This is a genomic window from Streptomyces sp. CC208A (assembly GCF_030010625.1).
Lineage (GTDB): Bacteria > Actinomycetota > Actinomycetes > Streptomycetales > Streptomycetaceae > Streptomyces.
On record NZ_JASCXN010000021.1, the window covers coordinates 110,392 to 132,159 of the forward strand.

Sequence of the window (21,768 nt, forward strand, 5' to 3'; positions counted from 1 at the left end):
AAGGGGCGCGGGTGGGACCGGGGGAACGTGTCCCACCCGCGCCGGGTGCGCGGAGCCGTAGGTACGGGGGGAACCCCGGCTCTCTGCGCGGCCGATGACCAGTCGGCTCACTCTGTACTGCGCCGACGGGTCGAAAAGTGTCACACCTGTGGTGCGGGGACTTCCGTGGGGCGGGGCGCGAGGGTCCGGGCGGCGGGCCGGGAGCCCGTCTCCGGGGCGGCGGAGAGCGGTCCGGCGGCCTTGCTCCCGGCGCCCTCGACCTTGGCCTTGACCTTGTCCTTGGCCTTGTCCTTGGCCTTGTCCTTCGCCCTGCTCTTGTCGTCGCCGTCGCCCTTGCGGGGCTGCTGGGCGCGCTTGCGGGTGGAGTCGGTGGGGGCGGTGCCCCGGGCGGCGTCCGGTCCGCCCTCCTCGTCGTCCTCGGTCCCGTCGCCCTTGGTGTCGTCCCTGGTGGTGCCCTTGGTGGCGTCGCCGCTCCGCTCCCTGTCGGCGCCGGTCGCGCCGGAGCCGAGGAGGGTGTCGCAGTAGGTGCGCAGGGACTCTCCGGCGCGGAGCGTGCCGGCGAGCCGTCGGCGGGCGGCCTCGTCGAGGCGGCCCGCGCGGTAGTCGCGGCAGGCCTTGGTCCTGCTCTCCTCGCCGCCGCCGGTCCGGCTCGGGGCGGGGCCCGTGGCGGAGGGTGCGGCCGGGGTGCGGCCGGTCCGGTCGGCGGAGGGGGTGGCGCCGGGGCCCGGGGCCGTGGTGGTCCCGCCGATCGGCGCGGCCGTCGGGCTGGTGCCGGGGGCGGGCGTGCCGGCGGAGTGGCCGGGGCCGGTGCTCCGGAAGGGGTCCGCGTGGCGTTCGACGTCGGCGGAGGGGCTGTGGGGGTCCGGCGTCGCCGAGGTCTCGGCAGCGGTGACCGTCCCCGCGGGTTCCTTGTCGCCCAGCGGGAGTACGCCGGTGCCGGCGGCGACGGCGACGCCGCCGACGGTGACGGCGGCGAGCGCGGCGGCAAGGCCGTACCGCAGGGAGCGGCCCCAGTGGCGGACCGCGCCGGGTCTGGAGGTGAGCCGCACCCGCCCGAGGTCGGCCGGCGGGACCTTCGCGGTCGCGGAGGCGCGGGCGGCGGTGGCGGTGCGGAAGGCGGCGAGGGCGGCCTCCTCCCCGGCGAGCGGGACGCCGGGGGCGGGGGCGGCGGGGACGCGGGCGGCGTCGAGTGCTTCGGCGAGGGCGGCGGCCCGGACGCGGGCCGCGGGATCGACGGGGTCGACGGGCTCGCCGCGGAGCAGCCGCTCCGCGGCCTCCGGGTCGAGCCACTGGTACCGCTCGTCGGCCATCACATGTCCTTCTGCGTACGGGGACGCCAATGCGTCACACCGCCGGGGGATATGCCCCCCGGGTTCCGGCCTCGCTGCGGAGGCACTCCGTCCAGGGGCTGCACGCCGTCGGCGGGCTCCTCTCCCGGCTCCGTGCCGGACGCGGACTCGGTGCCGAGCAGTTCGGCGAGTTTCTTCAGGCCGCGGTGGGCGGCGGTGCGGACGGCGCCGGGGCGCTTGCCGAGGGCCTCGGCGGCGGACTTGGCGTCGAGGCCGACGACCACGCGGAGGACGACGGCCTCGGCCTGGTCCTGCGGGAGGCGGGCGATGAGGCGGAGGGTGTGGCCGGTGGCCAGGGCCTCCAGGGCCTCGCCGGCGGTGTCGGAGTCGGCGGGCTTGTCGGTGAGCTCGGTCTCGTCGCCGCCGGAGGCGGGCCTGCGGCCGCGCATCCGGATGTGGTCGAGGGCCCGGTTGCGGGCGATCCGGGCCGCCCAGCCGCGGAAGCGGTCCGCGTCGCCGCTGAAGCGGTCGAGGTCGCGGGCGATCTGGAGCCAGGACTCCGAGGCGACGTCCTCGGCGTCGGCCTCCCCGACCAGCGTGCGCATGTAGCCCAGCAGACGGGGGTGCACGGCGCGGTACACAGTACGGAAGGCGTCTTCGTCCCCGTCCTGCGCAGCGAGCACCGCGGCCGTCAGCTCCGCGTCGTCCCCCAGCACTCCCCAAACCCTGTTCGTCGGTCGCGTTCCGCGCGCGTCGGCGCGTCCTGCGCGTCCTGTACGCCCTCGGGGCCGGTCACCGCCGCCGATTACGCCTCGCGCTCCAGCACGCTACGTCCAGTCCGGGTGTCGCGTCCACGCGGTACGCGTACCTTGTACAACTTGCAACCTTCGCGCCCGGCGAGCGGCCCGGCGAGGGGCCTGCCGACGGTGTGACAGAAAGCGCACCCCCGGCGCTGTATGGAGTACGGAGCCGTGCTGCGGCTCCGTGGACGACGACCGGGGCCTCTCCTGTGGGGGGTGGCGGCCCCGGTCGTCTCCCTTTTCCAGGCCTCCCCCGCACCCCGTCCGCCCGGTTTCTCCCCTCTTCACGTGATACGACGCCGCACCCGAAAGGGTGAACCCTCGCAAGCGTCAACTACTCGTTGACAGCAACAGGGTGTCAACCTAAGGTTGCCTCATGACGCAACCCGTGGTTCCGAACGTCAGCATCCGTCTCGACGAACTCATCGAAGCGATCAAGAAGACCCACACGGACACGCTGGACCAGCTCTCCGGCGCGGTCATCGCGGCCGACCACCTCGGCGAGGTCGCCGACCACCTCATCGGCCACTTCGTCGACCAGGCGCGCCGCTCCGGCGCCTCCTGGACCGACATCGGCCGCAGCATGGGCGTGACCCGCCAGGCCGCCCAGAAGCGGTTCGTCCCCAAGGACCCCGACGCCGAGAAGATGGACCCGAACGCCGGGTTCAGCCGTTTCACCCCGCGCGCCCGCAACGTCGTCATCGCCTCGCAGAACGAGGCGATCGCCGCGCGCAACGCGGAGATCGGTCCCGGCCACATCGCGCTCGGGCTGCTCGCCGAGCCCGAGGGCCTCGCCGTCCGGTGGATCGTCTCGCGGGGCGTCACCGCCGAACGGCTGCGCGAGGCCGTCACGGCGACGCTGCCGCCGGCCGCCGAGGAGGTGCCGGCGCTCGTCCCGTACGACGCGGCGGCGAAGAAGGTGCTCGAACTGACCTTCCGCGAGGCGCTGCGGCTCGGCCACAACCACGTCGGCACGGAGCACGTCCTGCTCGCCCTCCTGGAGCACGAGGACGGCAAGGGCGTGCTGAGCGGCCTCGGCCTGGACAAGGCGACGGCCGAGCGGCAGATCTCCGAGCTCGTCGCCTCCGCGACGGTCGAGCCGCCCGCGGAGGGCTGAGCCTCAGGCGGTACGGGCCCGGCGCGAGACGACCGCGCGCAGCACCCGGCCGCCCTCGACGGAGAGCTCGCGGGCCCGGCGCAGTCCGGTCGGGCCGTGGGCGACCGCGTCGAGGACGGCCAGCTGGCGGCGGAGCTCCCCGGCGAGCAGCGGGCCCGCGCCGGCCGGGTCGCCGGCACGGCACCGCTCGACCAGGTCCTCGGACAGGTCGGCGGTGTCGTAGCGGCCGTGGGCGTCGAGGGCCGTCGCCGAGCAGTCGGCGGCCCAGGCGCGCAGGGCCTCGGGGGTCCAGTCGCGCGGGGCGGCGGCGAGCCGTTCCCGTACGGCCGCGCCGGCGGGCTCGGCGGGCGGGCCGTCCAGCTCCACGAGCGCCTTGCCGAGGGCCTCGCCCCAGGCGGCGGCGTCGGCACGGGCGACCGCCGCCCACACCGGCCGCAGGGCGTCGTTCCGGTCGGCGGCGAGCAGCGGCAGACACCGGTCCAGACAGCCAAGGCCCGCCGCGGCGAGGCCGCGCATGTCGGCCCCCTCGGTCAGTTCCAGCAGACTCCGGCCCGTACTCGACGTCATGGACGCCTCCTCGCCATCCGGTGCGGTGCGGACACGGATGTCCCGCGCGTTCGCTGCATACTGCGCCGCGCGGCCGGTTTACGTCACTCCCTATGGCGCGAAATCTTCGGTCGCCTCCGCGAGCGCCTTCTCGTTGAAGACCTCCACGCGGCACGAGGAGCGCTGGGCCCGCGCCCCGTCGCGGATCCTTCCGTCACTGGTCACCAGCGGGACGTCGTAGCCTTCGGCGACCGCCACGTACAGCGCGTCGTACGCGCTGAGGTTGGCGCGCAGTTCCCGCACCCTGGGCAGGAAAGGCACGTGCTCGACGCGGCGCAGCGGGAGGGCGGCGAGGGCCGCCAGCGCCTGGTCGGTCTCGCGGTCCGTCAGCTTGCCGCCCTGGCGACGGCCCAGCAGCGCGGAGGCGGTCTCGATGTCGACCAGGTGCGGTGCGAGCAGCCGCTCCCCGGTCAGGCGGTCTCTCAGGGCCTCACCGACCCGCCCGGCGTCGGTCAGGGTCATCACGAGCGCGCCGGCGTCGATGACGATCACTCGTGCCGCCTTCCCCGCTCGATCTCGTCCAGCACCTCGTCGGTGGTGAGCCTGGCGGTGACCTGGGTGCGGATCCGTGCGATCACGTCGTCCAGCGACGGGGTCGCGGCCTCCTGCTCCAGCAGGGTGCGCGCGTACGCCTGGAGGGACTGGCGGTTCCGCGCCGCCCTTATCTTCAGCTCCGCGAGTGCTTCCTCGGACAGGTCCCGGACATAGAGAGTCGCCATGCGACCAGAATAGTCGCACGGCTAGCAATCTGCTAGCAGATCAGCCCTGCACCTTCGCTGCCAGCGTGCGGAACTCGGACCACGGCCGCGACGGTTCACGGGGGTCCCACACCTTCTGGGCGAGGGCCGCGAGGGGGAGGCGGATGCCGGCGGCCACCTGGGACTGGGTCTGGGCGTTCGCGAGGTCGCACCAGACGGCGAACCGGGCGCCGAGGATCTGCGCGTCGTAGCGGGCCGGGACCGGGGTGGTGCCGCGGACGACCCTCGGGGTCCACTGCTCGTAGATGCGGCGGCCGGTCGGGTAGGTGAAGTCGTTGGGCTCGCCGAGCACGTAGTAGAGGTACTCGTCGTTGAGGTTGACCAGCTTGCGGCCCGCCTGGAGGTACGGGAGCGGGGGCCGGGCCCCGTACTCCTTGCCCGTCCAGTACTCGACCTCGATGTCCTTCGCCGCGCTCACCACCCCGCCCGCGAAGAAGCCGTCGTTCCACGCCTTGAGGGTCTTGCCGGTGGGGCGGACGGTGGCGGCGCGGTCGTTGAGCCAGCCGGTGGCGAGGTCCTGGACGCGGGCGGCGGGGCCGTACTTCAGCCGTGCGGCGCGGGCGAGGCCCGGGTAGCTCGCCTCGGGGTCCTTGGCCATGAGGGCCACGTACTCGTCGGCGCCCAGGTGCCAGTGACTGCCGGGGAAGAGCTCCGTGTACTCGCGCAGCAGGTCGTCCACGATCCGGGCGGCGGCGGGCTGCGAGATGTCCACGGCCCCGCGCGGGGCGCGGCCGGTCGCGCTGACCAGCTGGAGCTCCGGGTGGGCAGCGATGACCGCGCCGAGGTGGCCGGGCGAGTCGATCTCGGGGACGACGGTGACGTGCCGGCTCGCGGCGAGCGCCAGGATCCGGCGGACCTCCGCCTTGGTGAGGTGCTGCTCCGAGACGACCTCGGGGTGGGAGTCGGACTCGATCCGGAAGCCCTGGTCGTCGGAGAAGTGCAGCCCCAGCTGGTTGAGCTTGAGGTCGCCCATCTCCCGGATGCGGTCCTCCAGCCAGGAGGCCGTGAAGTGCTTGCGGGCGATGTCGACGTTGAGCCCGCGCTGCGGCTTGGCCGGCCGGTCGGTGACCGTGCCCTCGGGCATCTTCCCCGCCGACCTGACGGACTGCTTGAGGGTGCGGGTGCCGTAGAAGACGCCGGCCTCGTCGGGGCCGGTGATCCGGACCCGGCCGTCCTTCACGGCGAGCGTGTACGACTCCGGGGCGCCCGGCGCGCCGAGGGCCAGCTCGACGTCGCCGGGGCCCGCGGCGGCCTTGCCTCGGTAGCGCAGGCCCAGCTCCTGGGCGAGCAGCCGGCCCTCGTCGGCGAGGCCCGCGCTGTCGGCACCGAGGACGACCCCGGCCGTGGCGGCGGGCTTCCAGCCGGGGCCGCGGGCCGGCTCGTGGGAGCGGACGGCGGGGACGGTGCGGGGGGCGGTGGAGAGGGGGTACGTCCTGGTCGGCGTGGGGGTGGGGGGCGGCGTGGGGGTGGGGGTGGGGGGCGGCGGGGTCGCCGTGGTGGGCGCCGGGGCCGTGCCCGTCCCCGTCCCCGTTCCCGTACCGGAGCCGGCCGGGGAGGGGGCCGCGCCGGAGGGGGAGCCGTTCGCACAGGCGGCCACGGTGGTCAGGGCCACCGCGACCGTCAGGAGAGCCGGGCCGCGCAGGGGGTTGCGGACGCGCGGGGGGCTTGGACTGTGTGGGGGATTCACGTCGTGTGGGGGGTTTGGGCCGTGTGGGGTATTTCGTATGGAGTGCAGCATTACCGGGCATTCTCCCGTATCCCGCCGGGTGCGGCCAGTGGCCCGCCCCGAGGGGGAACGGAACCTTCACGTCCACCACACGTTCCTAAACTCTCCCTTCCGGGTGAAATTCGCGCACCCGTCGGACACTTCCCCCGTACCGTCGATAACGTTGCGTCACGTCCCCCCCTTTCGTCCCGCCGTCCCGGAGCCCACGCTGACCAGCGACACCCACGCCCCCTGCCACAAGCCGGGACGCCCCGCGGACACGCCTGCCATACCCGCCCAGAAGTCCTCCGGTGCCCCGCACGGCCTGCCGCCCTTCAACGCGGCGGCCCCCACCGAGGCCGTGGAGCTGTTGCTCTCCTGCTGCCACAGCCGCCGCTGGGCCGAGCGGGTCGCCGCGCACCGGCCCTATCCGACGGTGGACGCCCTGCTGGCCGCCGCCGAGGAGGCCGGGTACGACCTGAGCGGCGCCGATCTCGACGAGGCGCTGGCCGCCGAGTCCTCCGCGCTGCCGCACCCGGACGCCCCGCCGGCCGCCCGGACCGCGCTGAGCGCCGCCCACGCCGCGTACGAGAGCCGTTTCGGCCGCGCCTTCGTCATCAGCCTCGACGGGGTGCGGCCGGGCGAGCGGCTGAACGCCGTCCTGGCCGGAATCCGGTCACGTCTCGGCAACGAACCGGAGGAGGAACGGGTCGTCGCGGCGGACGAACTGCGCCGGCTCGCCCGCTCCCGGCTGGCCTTCGCGCTCGCCCGGGGGCTCACCTTCCACCGGGCAGACCTGTGATTCTCGCCGGAACGGTCCGATTTCGCCCCGGAGAATAGCCCGTCCGTGCCTGTTTGATCACACTGAAGGACCCCGCGCGAGCGAACCGACAAGTCGTCGCTACGATGACCGGGGCCGGTGGACCGTACCCGGCCGGGCCAGACCGACAGAGAAGCCGGCCGGGCCCCGATCCCCGCTCCCGGAGGGTTTTTCCGTGCCGGCTGGAACGCTGTACCGCGGCCGGGAAGGAATGTGGTCCTGGGTGGCTCATCGAGTCACCGGCGTCCTCATCTTCTTCTTCCTGTTCGTACACGTGCTGGACACCGCTCTCGTCCGCGTCTCCCCCGAGGCGTACGACGAGGTCGTCGCGACCTACAAGACGCCGATCGTCGCTCTGCTTGAGTACGGCCTCGTCGCAGCCATCCTCTTCCACGCGCTGAACGGTCTCCGTGTCATCGCCGTGGACTTCTGGTCCAAGGGCCCGCGCTACCAGAAGCAGATGCTCTGGACCGTCGTGGGCCTCTGGGTCGTGCTGATGGCGGGCTCTGTGTACCCCGTCCTCGGCCACGCCGCACGTGAACTGTTCGGGAGCTGACCTCAGACATGTCCGCTGACACGACTTCCGCGATCGGTCCCGTCGAGGGCGCCGCCTACGACGTGGACAACCCCGCCCCGTACATCGAGGCCCCGCGCAAGCGCACGGGCAAGACCCCGCGCTCGACCCGCGGCAACTTCGAGATGGCCGCGTGGCTCTTCATGCGCCTCTCGGGTGTCGTCCTCGTCGTCCTGGTCCTCGGCCACCTGCTGATCCAGCTCTTCCTGGACGGCGGCGTCTCCAAGATCGGCTTCGCCTTCGTGGCCGGCCGCTGGGCGTCCCCGTTCTGGCAGGTCTGGGACCTGCTGATGCTGTGGCTCGCCATGCTGCACGGCGCCAACGGCCTCCGTACCGTCATCAACGACTACGCGGAGCGCCCCAACACGCGTCTGTGGCTGAAGGGCCTGCTGTACACCGCCACGGTGTTCACCATCCTTCTGGGCACGCTGGTGATCTTCACCTTCGACCCGAACATCCGCTAGGCACGGGGCTGAGGTAATCCACGTCATGAAGATCCACAAGTACGACACCGTCATCGTCGGCGCCGGCGGCGCCGGCATGCGCGCCGCCATCGAGGCGACGAAGCGCAGCCGCACCGCCGTCCTGACGAAGCTCTACCCGACCCGCTCCCACACAGGCGCCGCGCAGGGCGGCATGGCCGCCGCGCTGGCCAACGTGGAGGAGGACAACTGGGAGTGGCACACCTTCGACACGGTCAAGGGCGGTGACTACCTGGTCGACCAGGACGCCGCCGAGATCCTGGCGAAGGAGGCCATCGACGCCGTCCTCGACCTGGAGAAGATGGGCCTGCCGTTCAACCGGACCCCGGACGGCACCATCGACCAGCGCCGCTTCGGCGGTCACTCCCGCAACCACGGCGAGGCCCCGGTCCGCCGGTCCTGCTACGCCGCGGACCGCACCGGCCACATGATCCTCCAGACGCTGTACCAGAACTGCGTCAAGGAGGGCGTGGAGTTCTTCAACGAGTTCTACGTCCTGGACCAGCTGATCACCGAGGTCGACGGCGTCCGGAAGTCCGCCGGTGTGGTCGCGTACGAGCTGGCCACCGGCGAGATCCACATCTTCCAGGCGAAGGCGGTCATCTACGCCTCCGGCGGCACCGGCAAGTTCTTCAAGGTGACGTCCAACGCCCACACCCTGACCGGTGACGGCCAGGCCGCCTGCTACCGCCGCGGCCTGCCCCTGGAGGACATGGAGTTCTTCCAGTTCCACCCGACGGGCATCTGGCGCATGGGCATCCTGCTCACGGAGGGCGCCCGCGGTGAGGGCGGCATCCTGCGCAACAAGGACGGCGAGCGCTTCATGGAGAAGTACGCGCCGGTCATGAAGGACCTCGCCTCCCGTGACGTCGTCTCCCGCTCCATCTACACGGAGATCCGCGAGGGCCGCGGCTGCGGTCCCGAGGGCGACCACGTCTACCTGGACCTGACGCACCTCCCGCCGGAGCAGCTCGACGCCAAGCTGCCGGACATCACCGAGTTCGCCCGTACGTACCTCGGCATCGAGCCGTACACGGACCCGATCCCGATCCAGCCCACCGCGCACTACGCCATGGGCGGCATCCCGACCAACGTCGAGGGTGAGGTCCTGGCGGACAACACCACCGTCGTCCCGGGTCTGTACGCCGCGGGCGAGGTCGCCTGCGTGTCGGTGCACGGCGCCAACCGCCTCGGCACCAACTCGCTGCTCGACATCAACGTCTTCGGGCGCCGGGCCGGCATCGCCGCCGCCGAGTACTCCCACAAGGCCGACTACGTCGACCTGCCGGAGAACCCGGCCTCCCTCGTCGAGGAGCAGATCGAGCGCCTTCGCAACTCCACGGGCAACGAGCGGGTCGCCGACCTGCGCCGTGAGCTCCAGGAGACGATGGACGCCAACGTGATGGTGTTCCGTACGGAGCAGACCATCAAGACGGCCGTCGAGAAGATCGCCGAGCTGCGCGAGCGCTACAAGAACGTGTCCATCCAGGACAAGGGCAAGCGCTTCAACACCGACCTCCTGGAGGCCATCGAGCTGGGCAACCTGCTCGAACTGGCCGAGGTCATGGCCGTCTCGGCCCTGGCGCGCAAGGAGTCCCGCGGCGGTCACTACCGCGAGGACTACCCGAACCGCGACGACGTCAACTTCATGCGCCACACGATGGCGTACCGCGAGGTCGGCGAGGACGGCTCCGAGACCGTGCGTCTCGACTACAAGCCGGTCGTCCAGACCCGCTACCAGCCGATGGAGCGTAAGTACTGATGGCTACCCCCGTTCTGGAGAAGGTGGAGAAGGACTCCGCCGCCTCGCCGTACATCACGGTCACCTTCCGGATCCGCCGCTTCAACCCCGAGGTCTCGGACGCGGTGGTCTGGGAGGACTTCCAGGTCGAGATCGACCCGAAGGAGCGCGTGCTCGACGGTCTCCACAAGATCAAGTGGGACATGGACGGCACGCTGACCTTCCGCCGGTCGTGCGCGCACGGCATCTGCGGCTCGGACGCGATGCGGATCAACGGCAAGAACAGGCTCGCCTGCAAGACGCTGATCAAGGACATCAACCCCGAGAAGCCGATCACCGTCGAGCCCATCAAGGGCCTCACGGTGATGAAGGACCTCGTGGTCGACATGGAGCCCTTCTTCCAGGCGTACCGCGACGTCATGCCGTTCCTCGTCACCAAGGGGAACGAGCCGACCCGCGAGCGCCGGCAGTCCGCCGAGGACCGCGAGCGCTTCGACGACACCACCAAGTGCATCCTGTGCGCCGCGTGCACGTCGTCCTGCCCGGTCTTCTGGAACGACGGCCAGTACTTCGGTCCGGCCGCGATCGTCAACGCGCACCGCTTCATCTTCGACTCGCGCGACGAGGCCGGTGAGCAGCGTCTGGAGATCCTGAACGACAAGGACGGCGTGTGGCGCTGCCGCACGACGTTCAACTGCACGGACGCCTGCCCGCGTGGCATCGAGATCACGAAGGCGATCCAGGAAGTGAAGCGCGCGCTGATCACGCGTCGCTACTGATCCCCACCGTGTGGCCCGAAGGCCCCGTCTTCCCCTCCGGGAGGCGGGGCCTTCCGCATGTGCGAGAGGCGCGTCAGGCGTGCCAGTGGGGGATCGTCGGGTCCTCCTCGGCGGCGAGCATGATCCGGCGGAGGAAGTCGTTGAGGGTGGTGCGCTCGGCGGGGGTGAGGACGCCGAGGAGGCGTTCCTCCTCGTGGCCGAGGACGTCCATGGCGCCGAGCCACGTGGTCCGTCCGGCGTCGGTGAGTTCGACGACGACCCGGCGGCGGTCGGTGGTGGAGGGGGTACGCCGGACCAGACCGCGCTTCTCCAGGGCGTCGAGGCGGCCGGTGACCGAGGCGGGGGCAAGGTCGAGGTCCTGGGCCAGTTCGGAGGGGGCGGCGGAGCCGCCGCGGCCGGCCAGCTTGTGCAGGGTGTCGAACTCGTGGCGTTCGAGGTCGAAGTCGAGGAGGGACTGCTCGCGGACCCGGCGGAGGTGGACGGAGAGCTTCTTCATCCGGGTGACCGCGCCTTCGACAACGGGGTCGAGTTCGGGCAGGACGGGCTGCCAGCGGGCCACGTGCCCGTCGGTCCAGTCCTGGGCCGGGGGCGCTGCGGGGTCTTGTTGGTTCATCTGGTTCCTCCGTGGATACTCCGCCCTTCAGGGTGGAGTGGGGATGCCTCCCGCTTGCAGGGGAGGAACGGACTCCTTCGAAGCGGAGCAGGACGGGGTCTCGCCGTCAGGGCGGACAGCAGTGCCCTGACCCGCAGGTTTGAAGTTAAGCAATTAGATCGCTGTTTTGTGAGCGTGACCACGACGTGTGTGAAGCGGGCGTTCAGGTACCGCTTCCATCCGACCGATGCGCAGGCGGCCGAGCTGTCGCGCACGTTCGGCTGCGTCCGCAAGGTCTACAACCTGGCGCTCGCCGCCCGTACCGAGGCATGGGCCAGGCAGGAGCGGGTCAACTACAACGCCACCTCGGCAATGCTGACGGCGTGGAAGAGGACCGAGGAACTGGCGTTCCTCAACGAGGTGTCGTCAGTGCCGTTGCAGCAGTGTTTGCGGCACCTGCAGGCGGCGTTCACGAACTTCTTCGGCAAGCGGGCCAAGTACCCGCGCTTCAAGTCGAAGAAGAAGTCCCGCAAGTCGGCCGAGTACACCACCAGCGGGTTCCGCTTCCGTGACGGCAGGCTGACCCTGGCGAAGATGGCGGAGCCGCTGGACATCGTGTGGTCGCGTCCGCTCCCGGAGGGAGCGTCGCCGTCCACCGTGACCGTCTCGCAGGACGCGGCGGGGCGCTGGTTCGTCTCGATGCTGTGCGACGACCCGACGGTCAGGCCGCTGCCCGCCACGGACACGGCGGTGGGGGTGGACGTCGGCCTGGACCACCTGCTCACCCTGTCCACCGGTGAGAAGATCGCCAACCCGAGGCACGAACGCCGTGATCGCGCCCGGCTCACCCTGGCCCAGCGCCGCCTGGCGAAGAAGGCCAACGGGAACGGCGCCAACCGAGCCAAGGCCCGCCGCAAGGTCGCGAAAATCCACGCCCGTATCGCCGACCGCCGCCGTGACGGCCTGCACAAGCTCACCACTCGGCTCGTTCGTGAGAACCAAACGATCGTGATCGAGGACCTGACCGTACGCAACATGGTCAAGAACCACACGCTCGCCCGGGCCATCTCGGACGCGAGCTGGAGCGAGTTCCGCTCCCTGCTGGAGTACAAGGCAGCCTGGTACGGGCGGGAAGTGATCGCGGTCGACCGCTTCTTCCCCTCCTCCAGGCTGTGCTCCCACTGCGGCACCCTTCAGCAGAAGATGCCGCTCAGCGTCCGCACCTGGACGTGCGACAGCTGCGGCACGACCCACGACCGGGACGTGAACGCGGCGCGCAACCTTCTGGCCGCCGGGCTGGCGGTGACGGTCTGTGGAGCCGGTGTAAGACCTCAACGGAGAACTCCGGGCGGGCAGTCGGCGACGAAGCAGAAAACCCCACGGCGCGAGCCGTAGGAACCCCTCCTCCAGCAGGAGGGGAGAAGTCAAGGGGTGATCGTACGTGCGAGGGTGCGGCCCACTTCGGCATTAGGTATTTCGTTGCCGAAATATCATGCGCGGCGCGCACGCTCCCGCCCTCCGTCCGCCTCAGCGAGGAAGTCCGCGAGGAGGCGCAGGGTCTCCTCGGGGCGCTCCAGGGACGGCAGGTGGCCGGCCCAGTCGAGTTCGACGCGGCGGGCGGCCGGGAGGAGGGCGGCGGTCTTCTCGCCGATGGCGCGGAAGTCGGGGAGGTCGTGGGCGCCGGTGACGACGAGGGCGGGGGCGCCGATCGTCCTCAGGTCGTCCTCGGTGACGCCGGTGGGCCGGGCCTCGTGCTCCTCGGGGACGGGGAGCTGGAGCTCGAAGGCTCGGCGCTGCATGGCGTGGACGAGGGCGCGGGCCTCGGCGTCCGCCTCGGGTCCGAGCCACAGGCCGACGTTGAGGGCGGTGGCGGCCTCGATGTCGCCGGCGTCGAGGAGGGCTTCCTCCTGGTCGAAGAAGGCGCGCAGTTCGGGGCCCGCCTCGTGCTCGACGGGGGCGGCGGCGCAGAGCAGGGCGAGCGCGGCCGTACGGCCGGGGTGGCGGACGGCGAACTCCAGGGCGACCTCGCCGCCGAAGGAGGAGCCGACGAGGGCGGCCCGCTCGACGCCGAGGTGGTCGAGGAGGTCGCGTACGTCGTCGGCGTGGGTGTGCGGGGCGTCCACGGGGGTCTCGCCGAAGCCGCGGAGGTCGCAACGGACGACGTGGTGGCCGGCCTCGGCGAGGGCCTGGAACTGTCCGTCCCACATCCGGCGGTCGCAGACCCCGGAGTGCAGCAGGACGACGGTCTGGTGGCCGGTACCGGCCGTGTCATGAGAGAGCGTCACCCGCGCGACTGTAGACGCCCCCCGACGGCGGCTGCCACGCCTTTCCCGGCGACTTGAACATGTTCAAGAGGGGGTCTACAGTCATGTCCGCCAGCACTTGAACGCGTTCAAAGGAGCGTGGGGCATGGACCTCACTGTCGTCGCGTACATCGTCTACCTGCTGATCAGCGTGGCCCTGACCGTCTGGGTCGCCCGCACCCTCAGCCGTAACGGCAGGATCTTCCTCGCCGACGTGCTGCACGGGAACGAGAAGCTCGCGGACGCCGTCAACCACCTCCTGGTGGTCGGCTTCTACCTCGTCAACTTCGGCTTCGTCGCCCTCTACCTGAACCAGGACGGGGCCGTCGCCGACGCCCGGGAGCTCTTCGAGGCCCTCTCCGTCAAGCTCGGCGTCGTCCTGCTCGTCCTCGGAGTGATGCACCTCGGCAACGTCTACGTCCTCAACAAGATCCGCCGCCGCGGCGCCATGGAGCGCGAACAGGTCCCGCCCGTCGCCCCGCAGGGCTGGACCCCCGCACCCCAGGCCTGAGGCCCGGCCATGACGACCGCCGCCACCGCCCCCGCCACCGCCCCCGCCACCCGTCAGGGCACCCCCGTCGGACGCCTGACCGTGCTGTACGACGCCGACTGCCCGCTCTGCGTGCACCTGCGGCACTGGCTGCTGCGCCAGCGGCAGCTCGTCCCGCTCGATCTCGTACCGGCCGGCTCGCAGCGGGCGCGGCAGCTCTTCCCGGACCTCGACCACGACTCCACCCTGCGGGAGATCACCGTGGTCGGGGACCGGGGCCAGGTCTACCGGGCCTCCGCCGCCTGGATCGTCTGCCTCTGGGCCCTGGCCGAGCACCGGCCCCGGGCCCACTGGCTCGCCACCCCCGCCGGACAGCCCCTCGCCCGCGCCGCCGTCCTCGCCGCCGCGAAGTGGCGTGAGGCGCTCAAGGGCGCCGGCGCGGGGGACGGGGGCTGCGAGGACGGGCACTGCCCGGTGCCCGGTTAGGCTCGGCTCCGTGAAGGACGCGAAGGAAGAGAAGAAGGCCCCGGACGCCCCGAAGACGCCGGACACTTCGAAGGCGACGCAGGACGCCCCCAAGGCGCCGAAGGACGCTTCGAAGGCCCCGAAGAGCGAGCAGACGCGGACGCTCATCCTGGAGACCGCGCTGCGGCTCTTCCGGGAGCGGGGCTACGACAAGACCACCATGCGGGCGATCGCCCAGGAGGCCGGGGTCTCGGTCGGCAACGCCTACTACTACTTCGCGTCCAAGGAGCACCTGGTCCAGGGCTTCTACGACCGGATCGCCGAGGAGCACCAGGCCGCGGTCGAACCGGTCCTGGAGGGCGGCGAGAAGGAACTGGTCGCCCGGATCAGGGGCGTACTCCTCGCCTGGCTCGACATCGCGGAGCCGTACCACGAGTTCGCCGCCCAGTTCTTCAAGAACGCCGCCGACCCCGACAGCCCGCTCTCGCCGTTCTCGCCGGAGTCGGAGGGGCCGCGCGAGGCGGCGATCGAGGTGCACCGGCGGGTGATCTCCGGAGCCTCGGTGAAGGTCGACCCCGAGCTCTCCGAGGCGCTGCCCCAGCTGCTGTGGCTCCAGCAGATGGGGCTCGTGCTGTTCTGGGTGTACGACCGCTCGGAAGGCGCCGCCAACAGCCGGCGCCTGGTGGAGCGGCTCGCGCCGGTGACCGCGCGGGCGATCTCGCTCTCCCGGTTCCGGATCCTGCGCCCGCTGGTCAAGGAGACCCACGAGCTGCTCGCGGACTTCATGCCGACGGCGGCCGGGATGGCGGCGTCGGGGCGGCCCCGGAGGACCGCCCCGAAGAAGGACTGAGCGCCGGAAGGACCGAACACCAGAAGGACTGGGCACCCCCCTCCTGACGGCGGCTCAGATCCAGAAGAGCTCCCACAGGCGCCAGATGCCGGTGCCGTCGCTGAGGTTCTGCGAGCCGCCGACGGCCTCGGTGGCGAGGACGTAGTCGTTCTTCTGCCAGAGCGGCAGCAGCGGGACGTCCTTGACGATCTCCTCCTGGATCGCCTTGAAGTCGCGGGTGGTCCGGGAACGGTCGCTGTGCTGCTGGGTGTCGGCGATCAGCCGGTCGACGGTCCTGCTGGAGTAGCCGTTGTCGAGGGTGTTGCCGGTGCCGATGAGCGGGGCGGTGAAACTGTCCGAGTCGGGGAAGTCGGGGAGCCAGCCGACGGTGTAGGCGTCGTAGGCGCCGCTGGTGTAGCCCTTCTGGAAGGACTGCCAGTCGGCCTCCACCACCTTCACCTTGAAGAGGCCGGTCTCCTCCAGCTGCTTCTTGATCTCGGCGGTCTCGGCCTCGTACGTGGCGTCCTGGCGGTAGCCGAAGGTGAACTCGACCGGCGTCTCCACGCCGGCGTCCTCCAGGAGCTTCTCCGCCTTCTTCTCGTCGGGCGCCGGATAGCGGTCGTAGAAGGCCGTGCTGTGGCCGAGGAAGCCCTGCGGGATCAGCGAGTACAGCGGCTCGACCGTGCCCTTGTAGGCGCCGGTGGTGATGGCCGGGCGGTCCAGGACGGCCGCGACCGCCTGGCGCACCGCCTTCTTCCCCATCGGCGAGTCGGACCGGGTGTTGAAGACGATGTTGCGGATCTCGGCGCTCTCCGCCTCGGTGAGGCGGGTGCCGCCGTTGGTGTCGAGGTCCTGCACGAAGGCCGGCGGGAGCTGCCGGTGGGTGGCCTGGACGGCCCCGGACTTCCAGGCGTTCGCCAGGTCCTCGGACTGCTTGAAGTACTTCACGAGGACCGGGCGGCCGGTCGCGGGCAGCGCGCCGCGGTACTTCGGGTTGGGCTCCAGGAGGGCGCTCTCGCCCGGCTTGTACTCCTTGAGGAGGTAGGGGCCCGTGCCGTCGACGGTGTTGTCCTCGCGGAGGCTGTCGGCCGGGTAGCGCTCGCGGTCGACGATCGAGCCGGCGCCGGTGGCCAGCTTCAGCGGGAAGGTGGCGTCCCGGCCGCTGAGGCTGAAGGTGACGGTGAGGCCGTTCGCCGACACGCCCTTGAGGGTGGGGAAGAGCGGGGCGGGACCGACGTCCGACTTGATCTTCAGCATGCGGTCGAAGGAGTACTTGACGTCCTCGGCGGTCACCTTGCGCCCGCTGGAGAAGGTGAGGTCGTCGCGGAGCGTGCACTGGTACGAGGTGAGCCCGGAGTTCACGAACTTGCAGTCCTCGGCGGCGTCCGGGACCGGGGTGGTGAAGCCCGGCTTGAACGTCATCAGCGACTGGAAGACGTTGCTGTAGATCGCCCAGGAGCCGGCGTCGTAGGCGCCGGACGGGTCGAGCGAGGTGATCTCGTCGGTGGTGCCGACGGGGATCGGGTCGGCACGGACCTCGTCGGAGGGCAGGAGTTGCCAGCCCCCCACCCCCGCGGCCACCAGTACTCCACAAGTGATGAGGATCCGGAGTCGGACCGTCGACCGCATTGCCGTGCTTCCTTTTTTCGTGCAGAAACGCCAAGGAGCGGCGGCCCCCGGAACGCCGCGATGGCGCCAGCCAATCACACGGTTTTCACAGGGGGAAGAGGAAACCTTCACACGGCAGGTATATGTCCGGGAAAAGCGAATTTAAGCCGATGAGCAGCACGTATCGGCACCGGCGCGGGGAGTGACAGTCCCCTCTTCCGCCCCGTTTACGCCTGTTTCGAGGCGAGTTGGACGACGGTGATGTCGGAGGGCGCGCCGACCCGGACCGGCGGCCCCCAGGCGCCCGCGCCCCGGGAGACGTACAGCTGGGTGTCGCCGTACCGCTCCAGTCCGGCGACGGTCGGGTTGGCGAGATCGGCCAGGAAGTTGCCGGGCCAGAGCTGGCCGCCGTGGGTGTGGCCGGAGAGCTGGAGGTCGACGCCGTGGGCGACGGCGTCCTCGATGACGACCGGCTGGTGGGCGAGGAGGACGGCGGTACGGGACCGGTCGCGGTCGCCGAGCGCGCGGACGAAGTCGGGCCCCCGCCCCTCCCGCTCGCCGGCCACGTCGTCGACACCGGCCAGGTCGAAGCCGGCGGCGATCTCCAGGCGCTCGTTGCGCAGCGGCCGCAGCCCGAGCTCGCGGACGTGGTCGACCCAGGCGTCGGCGCCGGAGAAGTACTCGTGGTTGCCGGTCACGAAGAAGGACCCGTGCCGGGCGCGCAGCCGGGCGAGGGGTTCGGCGGCGGGCCCGAGGTTCTCCACGGTGCCGTCGACGAGGTCGCCGACGACGGCGATGAGGTCGGGCTGGGTGGCGTTGATCGAGTCGACGATCCGCTGCGTGTGGGCGCGCCCGAGGATCGGCCCGAGGTGGATGTCGGAGACGACGGCGATCCGGTACCCGTGGGCGGCCCGGGGCAGCTTGGCGAGCGGCACGGTGACCCGCTTCACCCGCGGCCCGCGCAGCACCCCGTGCGTCCCGTTGGCCACCGTCCCCACGGCGACGGCCGCCGCGGCCCCGCCGACCACCCGCGAGACGAACAGCCGCCGCGACACCTCACCGGCCTCCGGCACCGGCTCCCGGGGAGCGGGCTCGGGCTCGGGCCCCCGCTCCGGTACGAGAACGGGTACGGCCGCCGGTACGACCTCCGGTACGGCGGCGGCCCGCCGCGCGAGCACCCGGAGCAGCAGCGGCCGCACGGCCTCCCCCACGACGAGCCCGAGCACCACGTACAGCAGCACCGCGAGCCACAGGAACCCCGGCCAGGCCACGGCCTGCTCGACCGGGAACGGCACCCCGGCCCGCCCGGAGACGAGCGCCGCGACCGAGAGCAGCGGCAGCACGACCAGCGCGACCGTGCCGAGCCGCCGGGGCAGTCCGCCGGGCGCGGTGACGTCCCGGACCAGCCGGCGCCACACGTACCAGTGGACCGCGCCGAGCAGCGCGAGGGCCACGACCAGGAAGGGCAGGAAGGCGAGCACGCCCGGTACCTCTCTCGTGTTCAGTCGGTGGCCCGGCGGGACCCCTACGGGCCCCGGCCGCCGGACCGGGAGGAACGGGACGGATACTGGCAGAGTCGACCCGCTGACCCTTGTGGAAGGGCACTCGTGAAACTCAACCGGCCCACGTCTTGGTTCCTGCTCGCGTTCGGCGTCTGGTCCTGGGTGATCTGGATCACCTTCGCCCGCAACCTCTTCAAGGACGCGAGCGGCCTCGCCTTCGACGACGCGGGCGCCCCGACGGCGTACCTCTGGGTCCACCTCGCCCTCGCGATCACGTCCTTCCTCCTGGGGACGGCGGTCGGCGTGATCGGCCTCCGGGGCGTGCGGGCGCACAGGAACGCGTAGAGGCTCCGCCCGTGCGCCACGGGGAAAGCGCGCAGGCGGAGCGGTCTTCCGTTCGACAAGGCCGGGTCGTACGAGCAGACCAGCGACTACGCCGTTCCCTGGTGGCGCATGAACGTGTTCGTCTCCCTGCTCGCCGCCCGCCTCGGGGACGAGGGCACAGCGGCAGCCGCGCAGGATGCCGCACGGCGTGACCTTCCGGCGGAACTCCCCCGGTTCGCCACGCACCTCGAAATGCACCGAGGGCTCATGCTTGCCCGCGCCGGCGACGCCCCCGGCGGGGTCGCATACACGCGGGCCGCGCTGGACGCGCTGCCACCCGAGAAGCACTCCCTGACGCTGCGGCTGCTCATGGCCGAGGTGGAACACGCGGACGGCTGAGCCTCTCCGGGCGCCGACGGCCCCCTTGGGGAGCGAGCCGGTGGGCCTTCCCTCTCGCTCCGAGCCGGTCGGACGAACGAGGCGGAGGATCGTGGGATCGAGCCTCCGCCTCATTCGGCGGGTCCGCGGTGGGGTCAGCCCGCGTCGCGGGGGTCGAACGACTTGGTGTCGACCTTCAGCGGCTCGGGGAAGGCTCCGGCGACGGCGTCCCAGCGGACGAACTTGAAGTTGGTGCCCTCGCGGTCGCCGTCGGCCGGGGTGGCCTCGCCGTCGTGAGTGACCAGCATGCCCTTGGGGAAGGCGCGGCCGAGGGGCACGTTGACGACGGTGGAGCCGTCGGAGTGCTGCACGCCGTCGGTGGCTCCGTCGGCGACGGCGAAGGAGCCGAGGTAGTCGTTGCGCCCCTCGCGGCCGTACACGGCGAAGGTGTCGTCGCCCTGGCTGGAGGCGAGGACGTAGCCGGTGCCGTCCTCGGCGTGGTAGACGGTGACGCCTTCCGCGTCGGCGCTCAGGTGTTCACCGCCGAAGCCGGGGTCGTTCTCCGTGTCGAGGACGCACTCCTCCTCCGCCTTGTCGTACGTCCACGGCGTGCCGTACTCGCGGACGCGGTCGATCAGCTTCGGCTTCTCGAACTCCTCGTCGTCGATCTCGATGCGCCACAGGCCCACGGTCTCCTGCGCGGCGTACAGGACGTGCTTCTCCTGGTCGACGGCCATGCCCTCGACCTGCGGGAGCTCGCCGGGGTCGGCGCACGGCGTCCACTTCGTGCCGTCGGGCAGGGTGAAGGTGTCGGGCAGGTCGAGGGTGTCCTCCGTCTTGTAACCGACGCGCCCGTCACGGTCCTTGAGCTGGAGCAGCCGCAGGCGGGTCCGCTCGCGCTGGGAGACCACCACGTAGGCGTCGTCGTCGTCCGTGAAGGCGGTCAGGCCGTAGGAGGTGCGCTGGTCGTCCACCTCCGCCTCGTCGGCGGCGAAGACCGGCGCGACGTCGGGGGCGGTGACGTCCTTCAGCGGGGGCCGGCCCGCCGCCACGGCGGCCGGGTCGATGGCGTACGCGCGGATGCGGTCGCGGCCCCGGTCGCTGACGAGGGCCAGGTCCGTCTTCCTGCCGCCCAGCTCGAAGCCGTAGACGACGTCGACGTTGTTGAAGCGGCCGGCACTGGCGCCCTCCGCCGGGGCCGCGGGGGCGGGTATGTGCTGGAGGCGCCGGCCGGCGAGGTCGTAGACGTCGAGACCGGCCTTCTTCAAGGTGCCGATGACGATGCTGCGTTCGGGGTTCTTCGGGTCGACCCAGACGGCCGGGTCGTCGGCGTCGGCGCTGCCGCCCGCCTTGTCGTCGTAGACCGTGGGGGTCTCGACGGTGGCCGTGAGGGTCACCGGGGCGGTGGGACCGGCCGTCAGGGCGAAGGCGGTGACGAGCGAGGTCATGGCGGTAAGGGCGAAGGCGCTCACATTACTCCTCGGTAGGCGTGTGAACGCCAGGAACGCTATGGGGAGTTCGCGAAGCGGCCGGTACGGGTCCGTGAACGCCGCATGACCTCTCGGAGCGGCCTGTCCGCCCCTCGGGCGCCCTGCCGGCCCCGCTCGGGCAGCCGCCCGCGGGGGCGGGGCCGCTGCCACCGCCGCCTCGGCCCCGGCGCGTTCGCCGGAGTCGTGCGCTCGGGCAGGGGTGCGGGAACGGTCGGGGCGTACACGGGGGACAGGGGCGCACGATCCGCATCCCGCGGAGGAAATACCCCCGGCGCCCCGGCGCGCGGGCGTATTTGTTTTCACCTGCGGCTCGTCCGTCACATCTTTCACAGCCGCCTCGGAGATTACCGTCGGGTATCCCTGTTACATCTTCACGGAATGGACACCGGGTGTCGATCAGCCGGTCCGCACGCCTTCTCAGGGGGCTCGTGGCCGGATTAAGATTGCTCTGCGTACCGGTCGACTTGCGGCGTGTGAGGCAGGATACTGCCGCCGGCTGACCGGTTTCGCATTTCGTCATCGCGTCCGTGAATTGTGGAAATGGGTGACCCATGCCTCCTCGGCTCGTCGGCCATCAAGGCTCTCTGGCGGGACAGCAATTCCCTATCGGCACCGCAGCGGTGACCCTGGGTCGCAACCACGAGAACAGCATCACGATATCCGGGGGGAACGTCTCCCGCTTCCACGCCGAAGTGCGGCGCGAGGGGCACGGATTCGTGCTGTACGACCGGGGCAGCAGCAACGGGACACGGGTCAACGGGACGCGTGTGACCTCGCACGAGCTGCAGCCCGGGGACCTCATCGAGATCGGCACCGAGACGTTCCGCTTCGAGGCGGCCGACCCGATGGAGACGATCCTCGACCTCTCCGTGCTGCGGCCGCTCGGCCCGCCCAGGACCACGCCGGCCGCGGGTCCCGTGCTGCGCGTCACCGTGTCGGGCGGCGGGCCCGTCGGGCTGAGTTTCGCTCTGCTCCTCGAACACCTCATGGGGGCCCGGGTGGCGGTCACCGTGTACGACGGGCGGTGGGCGCAGGAGGGGGCGAAGGTCGTCTGGAAGGGCGAGGGGCAGGGCAACGTACGGCGGCAGCAGGTCGTCACGGTGCAGAGCCGGCAGT

The 21,768-nt window shown here is 71.5% G+C and carries 23 protein-coding genes and 1 pseudogene; 13 read left to right on the forward strand and 11 right to left on the reverse strand.

From position 1 onward, the window contains the following. Nucleotides 1-140: 140 nt before the first annotated feature. Together QK442_RS22530 and QK442_RS22535 are read right to left on the reverse strand one after the other, a co-directional pair. Nucleotides 141-1,310 carry a hypothetical protein gene (locus tag QK442_RS22530; protein ID WP_282695832.1) on the reverse strand — a complete coding sequence of 390 codons (1,170 nt, stop codon included), beginning with the start codon at nucleotides 1,308-1,310 and terminating at the stop codon, nucleotides 141-143. Continuing rightward, complete coding sequence (locus QK442_RS22535) at nucleotides 1,310-2,005, reverse strand: RNA polymerase sigma factor (protein ID WP_282695833.1); 696 nt, start codon at nucleotides 2,003-2,005, stop codon at nucleotides 1,310-1,312. The genes QK442_RS22530 and QK442_RS22535 overlap by 1 nt, the downstream gene beginning before the upstream one ends. Before the next feature lie 460 nt (nucleotides 2,006-2,465). On the opposite strand from QK442_RS22535, the gene QK442_RS22540 reads away from it, so the two are divergent. Further along, nucleotides 2,466-3,206 (forward strand): Clp protease N-terminal domain-containing protein, encoded by a 741-nt coding sequence (locus QK442_RS22540; protein ID WP_282695834.1) that lies wholly within the window; start codon nucleotides 2,466-2,468, stop codon nucleotides 3,204-3,206. Nucleotides 3,207-3,209: 3 nt separating this feature from the next. Here the strand turns inward: QK442_RS22540 and QK442_RS22545 are convergent, their stop codons facing one another. The 4 genes from QK442_RS22545 to QK442_RS22560 form a co-directional block, all read right to left on the reverse strand. Then, entirely contained in the window at nucleotides 3,210-3,773 is a 564-nt protein-coding gene (locus QK442_RS22545) for a hypothetical protein (RefSeq protein WP_282695835.1), read from the reverse strand. 90 nt (nucleotides 3,774-3,863) lie between these two features. Next, the gene (locus QK442_RS22550; RefSeq protein ID WP_282695836.1) at nucleotides 3,864-4,304 is read right to left on the reverse strand and encodes a type II toxin-antitoxin system VapC family toxin; all 441 of its coding nucleotides are present in this window, start codon (nucleotides 4,302-4,304) and stop codon (nucleotides 3,864-3,866) included. Beyond that, the gene (locus QK442_RS22555) at nucleotides 4,301-4,531 is read right to left on the reverse strand and encodes an antitoxin (RefSeq protein WP_282695837.1); all 231 of its coding nucleotides are present in this window, start codon (nucleotides 4,529-4,531) and stop codon (nucleotides 4,301-4,303) included. Before QK442_RS22555 ends, QK442_RS22550 begins: the two co-directional genes overlap by 4 nt. 40 nt (nucleotides 4,532-4,571) lie before the next feature. Next, nucleotides 4,572-6,182 (reverse strand): glycoside hydrolase family 20 protein, encoded by a 1,611-nt coding sequence (locus QK442_RS22560; RefSeq protein ID WP_282695838.1) that lies wholly within the window; start codon nucleotides 6,180-6,182, stop codon nucleotides 4,572-4,574. A 277-nt stretch (nucleotides 6,183-6,459) separates the two neighbouring features. On the opposite strand from QK442_RS22560, the gene QK442_RS22565 reads away from it, so the two are divergent. The 5 genes from QK442_RS22565 (at nucleotide 6,460) to QK442_RS22585 (ending at nucleotide 10,671) form a co-directional block, all read left to right on the forward strand. Then, nucleotides 6,460-7,077, forward strand: coding sequence for a 2-oxo-4-hydroxy-4-carboxy-5-ureidoimidazoline decarboxylase (locus QK442_RS22565; RefSeq protein WP_282695839.1), 618 nt, complete (start codon nucleotides 6,460-6,462; stop codon nucleotides 7,075-7,077). Nucleotides 7,078-7,270: 193 nt separating this feature from the next. Continuing rightward, complete coding sequence (gene sdhC / locus QK442_RS22570) at nucleotides 7,271-7,651, forward strand: succinate dehydrogenase, cytochrome b556 subunit (RefSeq protein WP_282695840.1); 381 nt, start codon at nucleotides 7,271-7,273, stop codon at nucleotides 7,649-7,651. Between the two features lie 8 nt (nucleotides 7,652-7,659). Beyond that, nucleotides 7,660-8,133, forward strand: coding sequence for a succinate dehydrogenase hydrophobic membrane anchor subunit (locus QK442_RS22575; protein WP_282695841.1), 474 nt, complete (start codon nucleotides 7,660-7,662; stop codon nucleotides 8,131-8,133). A 25-nt stretch (nucleotides 8,134-8,158) separates the two neighbouring features. Continuing rightward, nucleotides 8,159-9,913 (forward strand): succinate dehydrogenase flavoprotein subunit, encoded by a 1,755-nt coding sequence (gene sdhA, locus QK442_RS22580; protein WP_282695842.1) that lies wholly within the window; start codon nucleotides 8,159-8,161, stop codon nucleotides 9,911-9,913. Beyond that, nucleotides 9,913-10,671, forward strand: a complete 759-nt coding sequence (locus QK442_RS22585; protein ID WP_282695843.1) for a succinate dehydrogenase iron-sulfur subunit — start codon at nucleotides 9,913-9,915, stop codon at nucleotides 10,669-10,671. The genes sdhA and QK442_RS22585 overlap by 1 nt, the downstream gene beginning before the upstream one ends. A 73-nt stretch (nucleotides 10,672-10,744) precedes the next feature. Here the strand turns inward: QK442_RS22585 and QK442_RS22590 are convergent, their stop codons facing one another. Further along, the gene (locus QK442_RS22590; RefSeq protein WP_282695844.1) at nucleotides 10,745-11,284 is read right to left on the reverse strand and encodes a MarR family transcriptional regulator; all 540 of its coding nucleotides are present in this window, start codon (nucleotides 11,282-11,284) and stop codon (nucleotides 10,745-10,747) included. Nucleotides 11,285-11,452: 168 nt separating this feature from the next. On the opposite strand from QK442_RS22590, the gene QK442_RS22595 reads away from it, so the two are divergent. Beyond that, nucleotides 11,453-12,658: an RNA-guided endonuclease TnpB family protein gene (locus QK442_RS22595; protein WP_282695845.1), complete on the forward strand. Its 1,206-nt coding sequence runs from the start codon at nucleotides 11,453-11,455 to the stop codon at nucleotides 12,656-12,658. 95 nt (nucleotides 12,659-12,753) lie between these two features. Here QK442_RS22595 and QK442_RS22600 read toward each other — a convergent pair whose 3' ends face one another. Next, nucleotides 12,754-13,548, reverse strand: a complete 795-nt coding sequence (locus QK442_RS22600; protein WP_282695846.1) for an alpha/beta hydrolase — start codon at nucleotides 13,546-13,548, stop codon at nucleotides 12,754-12,756. 124 nt (nucleotides 13,549-13,672) lie between these two features. Here QK442_RS22600 and QK442_RS22605 point away from each other — a divergent pair, with 124 nt between their 5' ends. The 3 genes from QK442_RS22605 to QK442_RS22615 all read left to right on the forward strand — a co-directional run bounded on the left by QK442_RS22605 (nucleotide 13,673) and on the right by QK442_RS22615 (nucleotide 15,371). Next, nucleotides 13,673-14,077 carry a hypothetical protein gene (locus QK442_RS22605; protein WP_282695847.1) on the forward strand — a complete coding sequence of 135 codons (405 nt, stop codon included), beginning with the start codon at nucleotides 13,673-13,675 and terminating at the stop codon, nucleotides 14,075-14,077. A gap of 9 nt (nucleotides 14,078-14,086) precedes the next feature. Further along, nucleotides 14,087-14,542 (forward strand): DCC1-like thiol-disulfide oxidoreductase family protein, encoded by a 456-nt coding sequence (locus QK442_RS22610; protein WP_282695848.1) that lies wholly within the window; start codon nucleotides 14,087-14,089, stop codon nucleotides 14,540-14,542. A gap of 145 nt (nucleotides 14,543-14,687) precedes the next feature. Continuing rightward, on the forward strand, nucleotides 14,688-15,371 hold the full coding sequence (locus QK442_RS22615) for a TetR family transcriptional regulator (RefSeq protein WP_282695858.1): 684 nt from the start codon (nucleotides 14,688-14,690) through the stop codon (nucleotides 15,369-15,371). 54 nt (nucleotides 15,372-15,425) lie between these two features. Here QK442_RS22615 and QK442_RS22620 read toward each other — a convergent pair whose 3' ends face one another. Together QK442_RS22620 and QK442_RS22625 are read right to left on the reverse strand one after the other, a co-directional pair. Further along, entirely contained in the window at nucleotides 15,426-16,979 is a 1,554-nt protein-coding gene (locus QK442_RS22620; protein WP_282695849.1) for an ABC transporter substrate-binding protein, read from the reverse strand. Nucleotides 16,980-17,185: 206 nt separating this feature from the next. Continuing rightward, nucleotides 17,186-18,439, reverse strand: coding sequence for a metallophosphoesterase (locus tag QK442_RS22625; protein WP_282695850.1), 1,254 nt, complete (start codon nucleotides 18,437-18,439; stop codon nucleotides 17,186-17,188). A gap of 126 nt (nucleotides 18,440-18,565) precedes the next feature. Here QK442_RS22625 and QK442_RS22630 point away from each other — a divergent pair, with 126 nt between their 5' ends. Then, nucleotides 18,566-18,805, forward strand: coding sequence for a hypothetical protein (locus tag QK442_RS22630; protein WP_282695851.1), 240 nt, complete (start codon nucleotides 18,566-18,568; stop codon nucleotides 18,803-18,805). Between the two features lie 51 nt (nucleotides 18,806-18,856). Further along, a pseudogene (locus tag QK442_RS22635) lies at nucleotides 18,857-19,183 on the forward strand (XRE family transcriptional regulator); the annotation flags it as partial. Nucleotides 19,184-19,317: 134 nt separating this feature from the next. Here the strand turns inward: QK442_RS22635 and QK442_RS22640 are convergent. Beyond that, the gene (locus QK442_RS22640) at nucleotides 19,318-20,634 is read right to left on the reverse strand and encodes a phytase (protein WP_349239676.1); all 1,317 of its coding nucleotides are present in this window, start codon (nucleotides 20,632-20,634) and stop codon (nucleotides 19,318-19,320) included. Between the two features lie 638 nt (nucleotides 20,635-21,272). Here QK442_RS22640 and QK442_RS22645 point away from each other — a divergent pair. Continuing rightward, the coding region (locus QK442_RS22645; RefSeq protein ID WP_282695852.1) for an FHA domain-containing protein at nucleotides 21,273-21,768 on the forward strand (496 nt) is incomplete at its 3' end.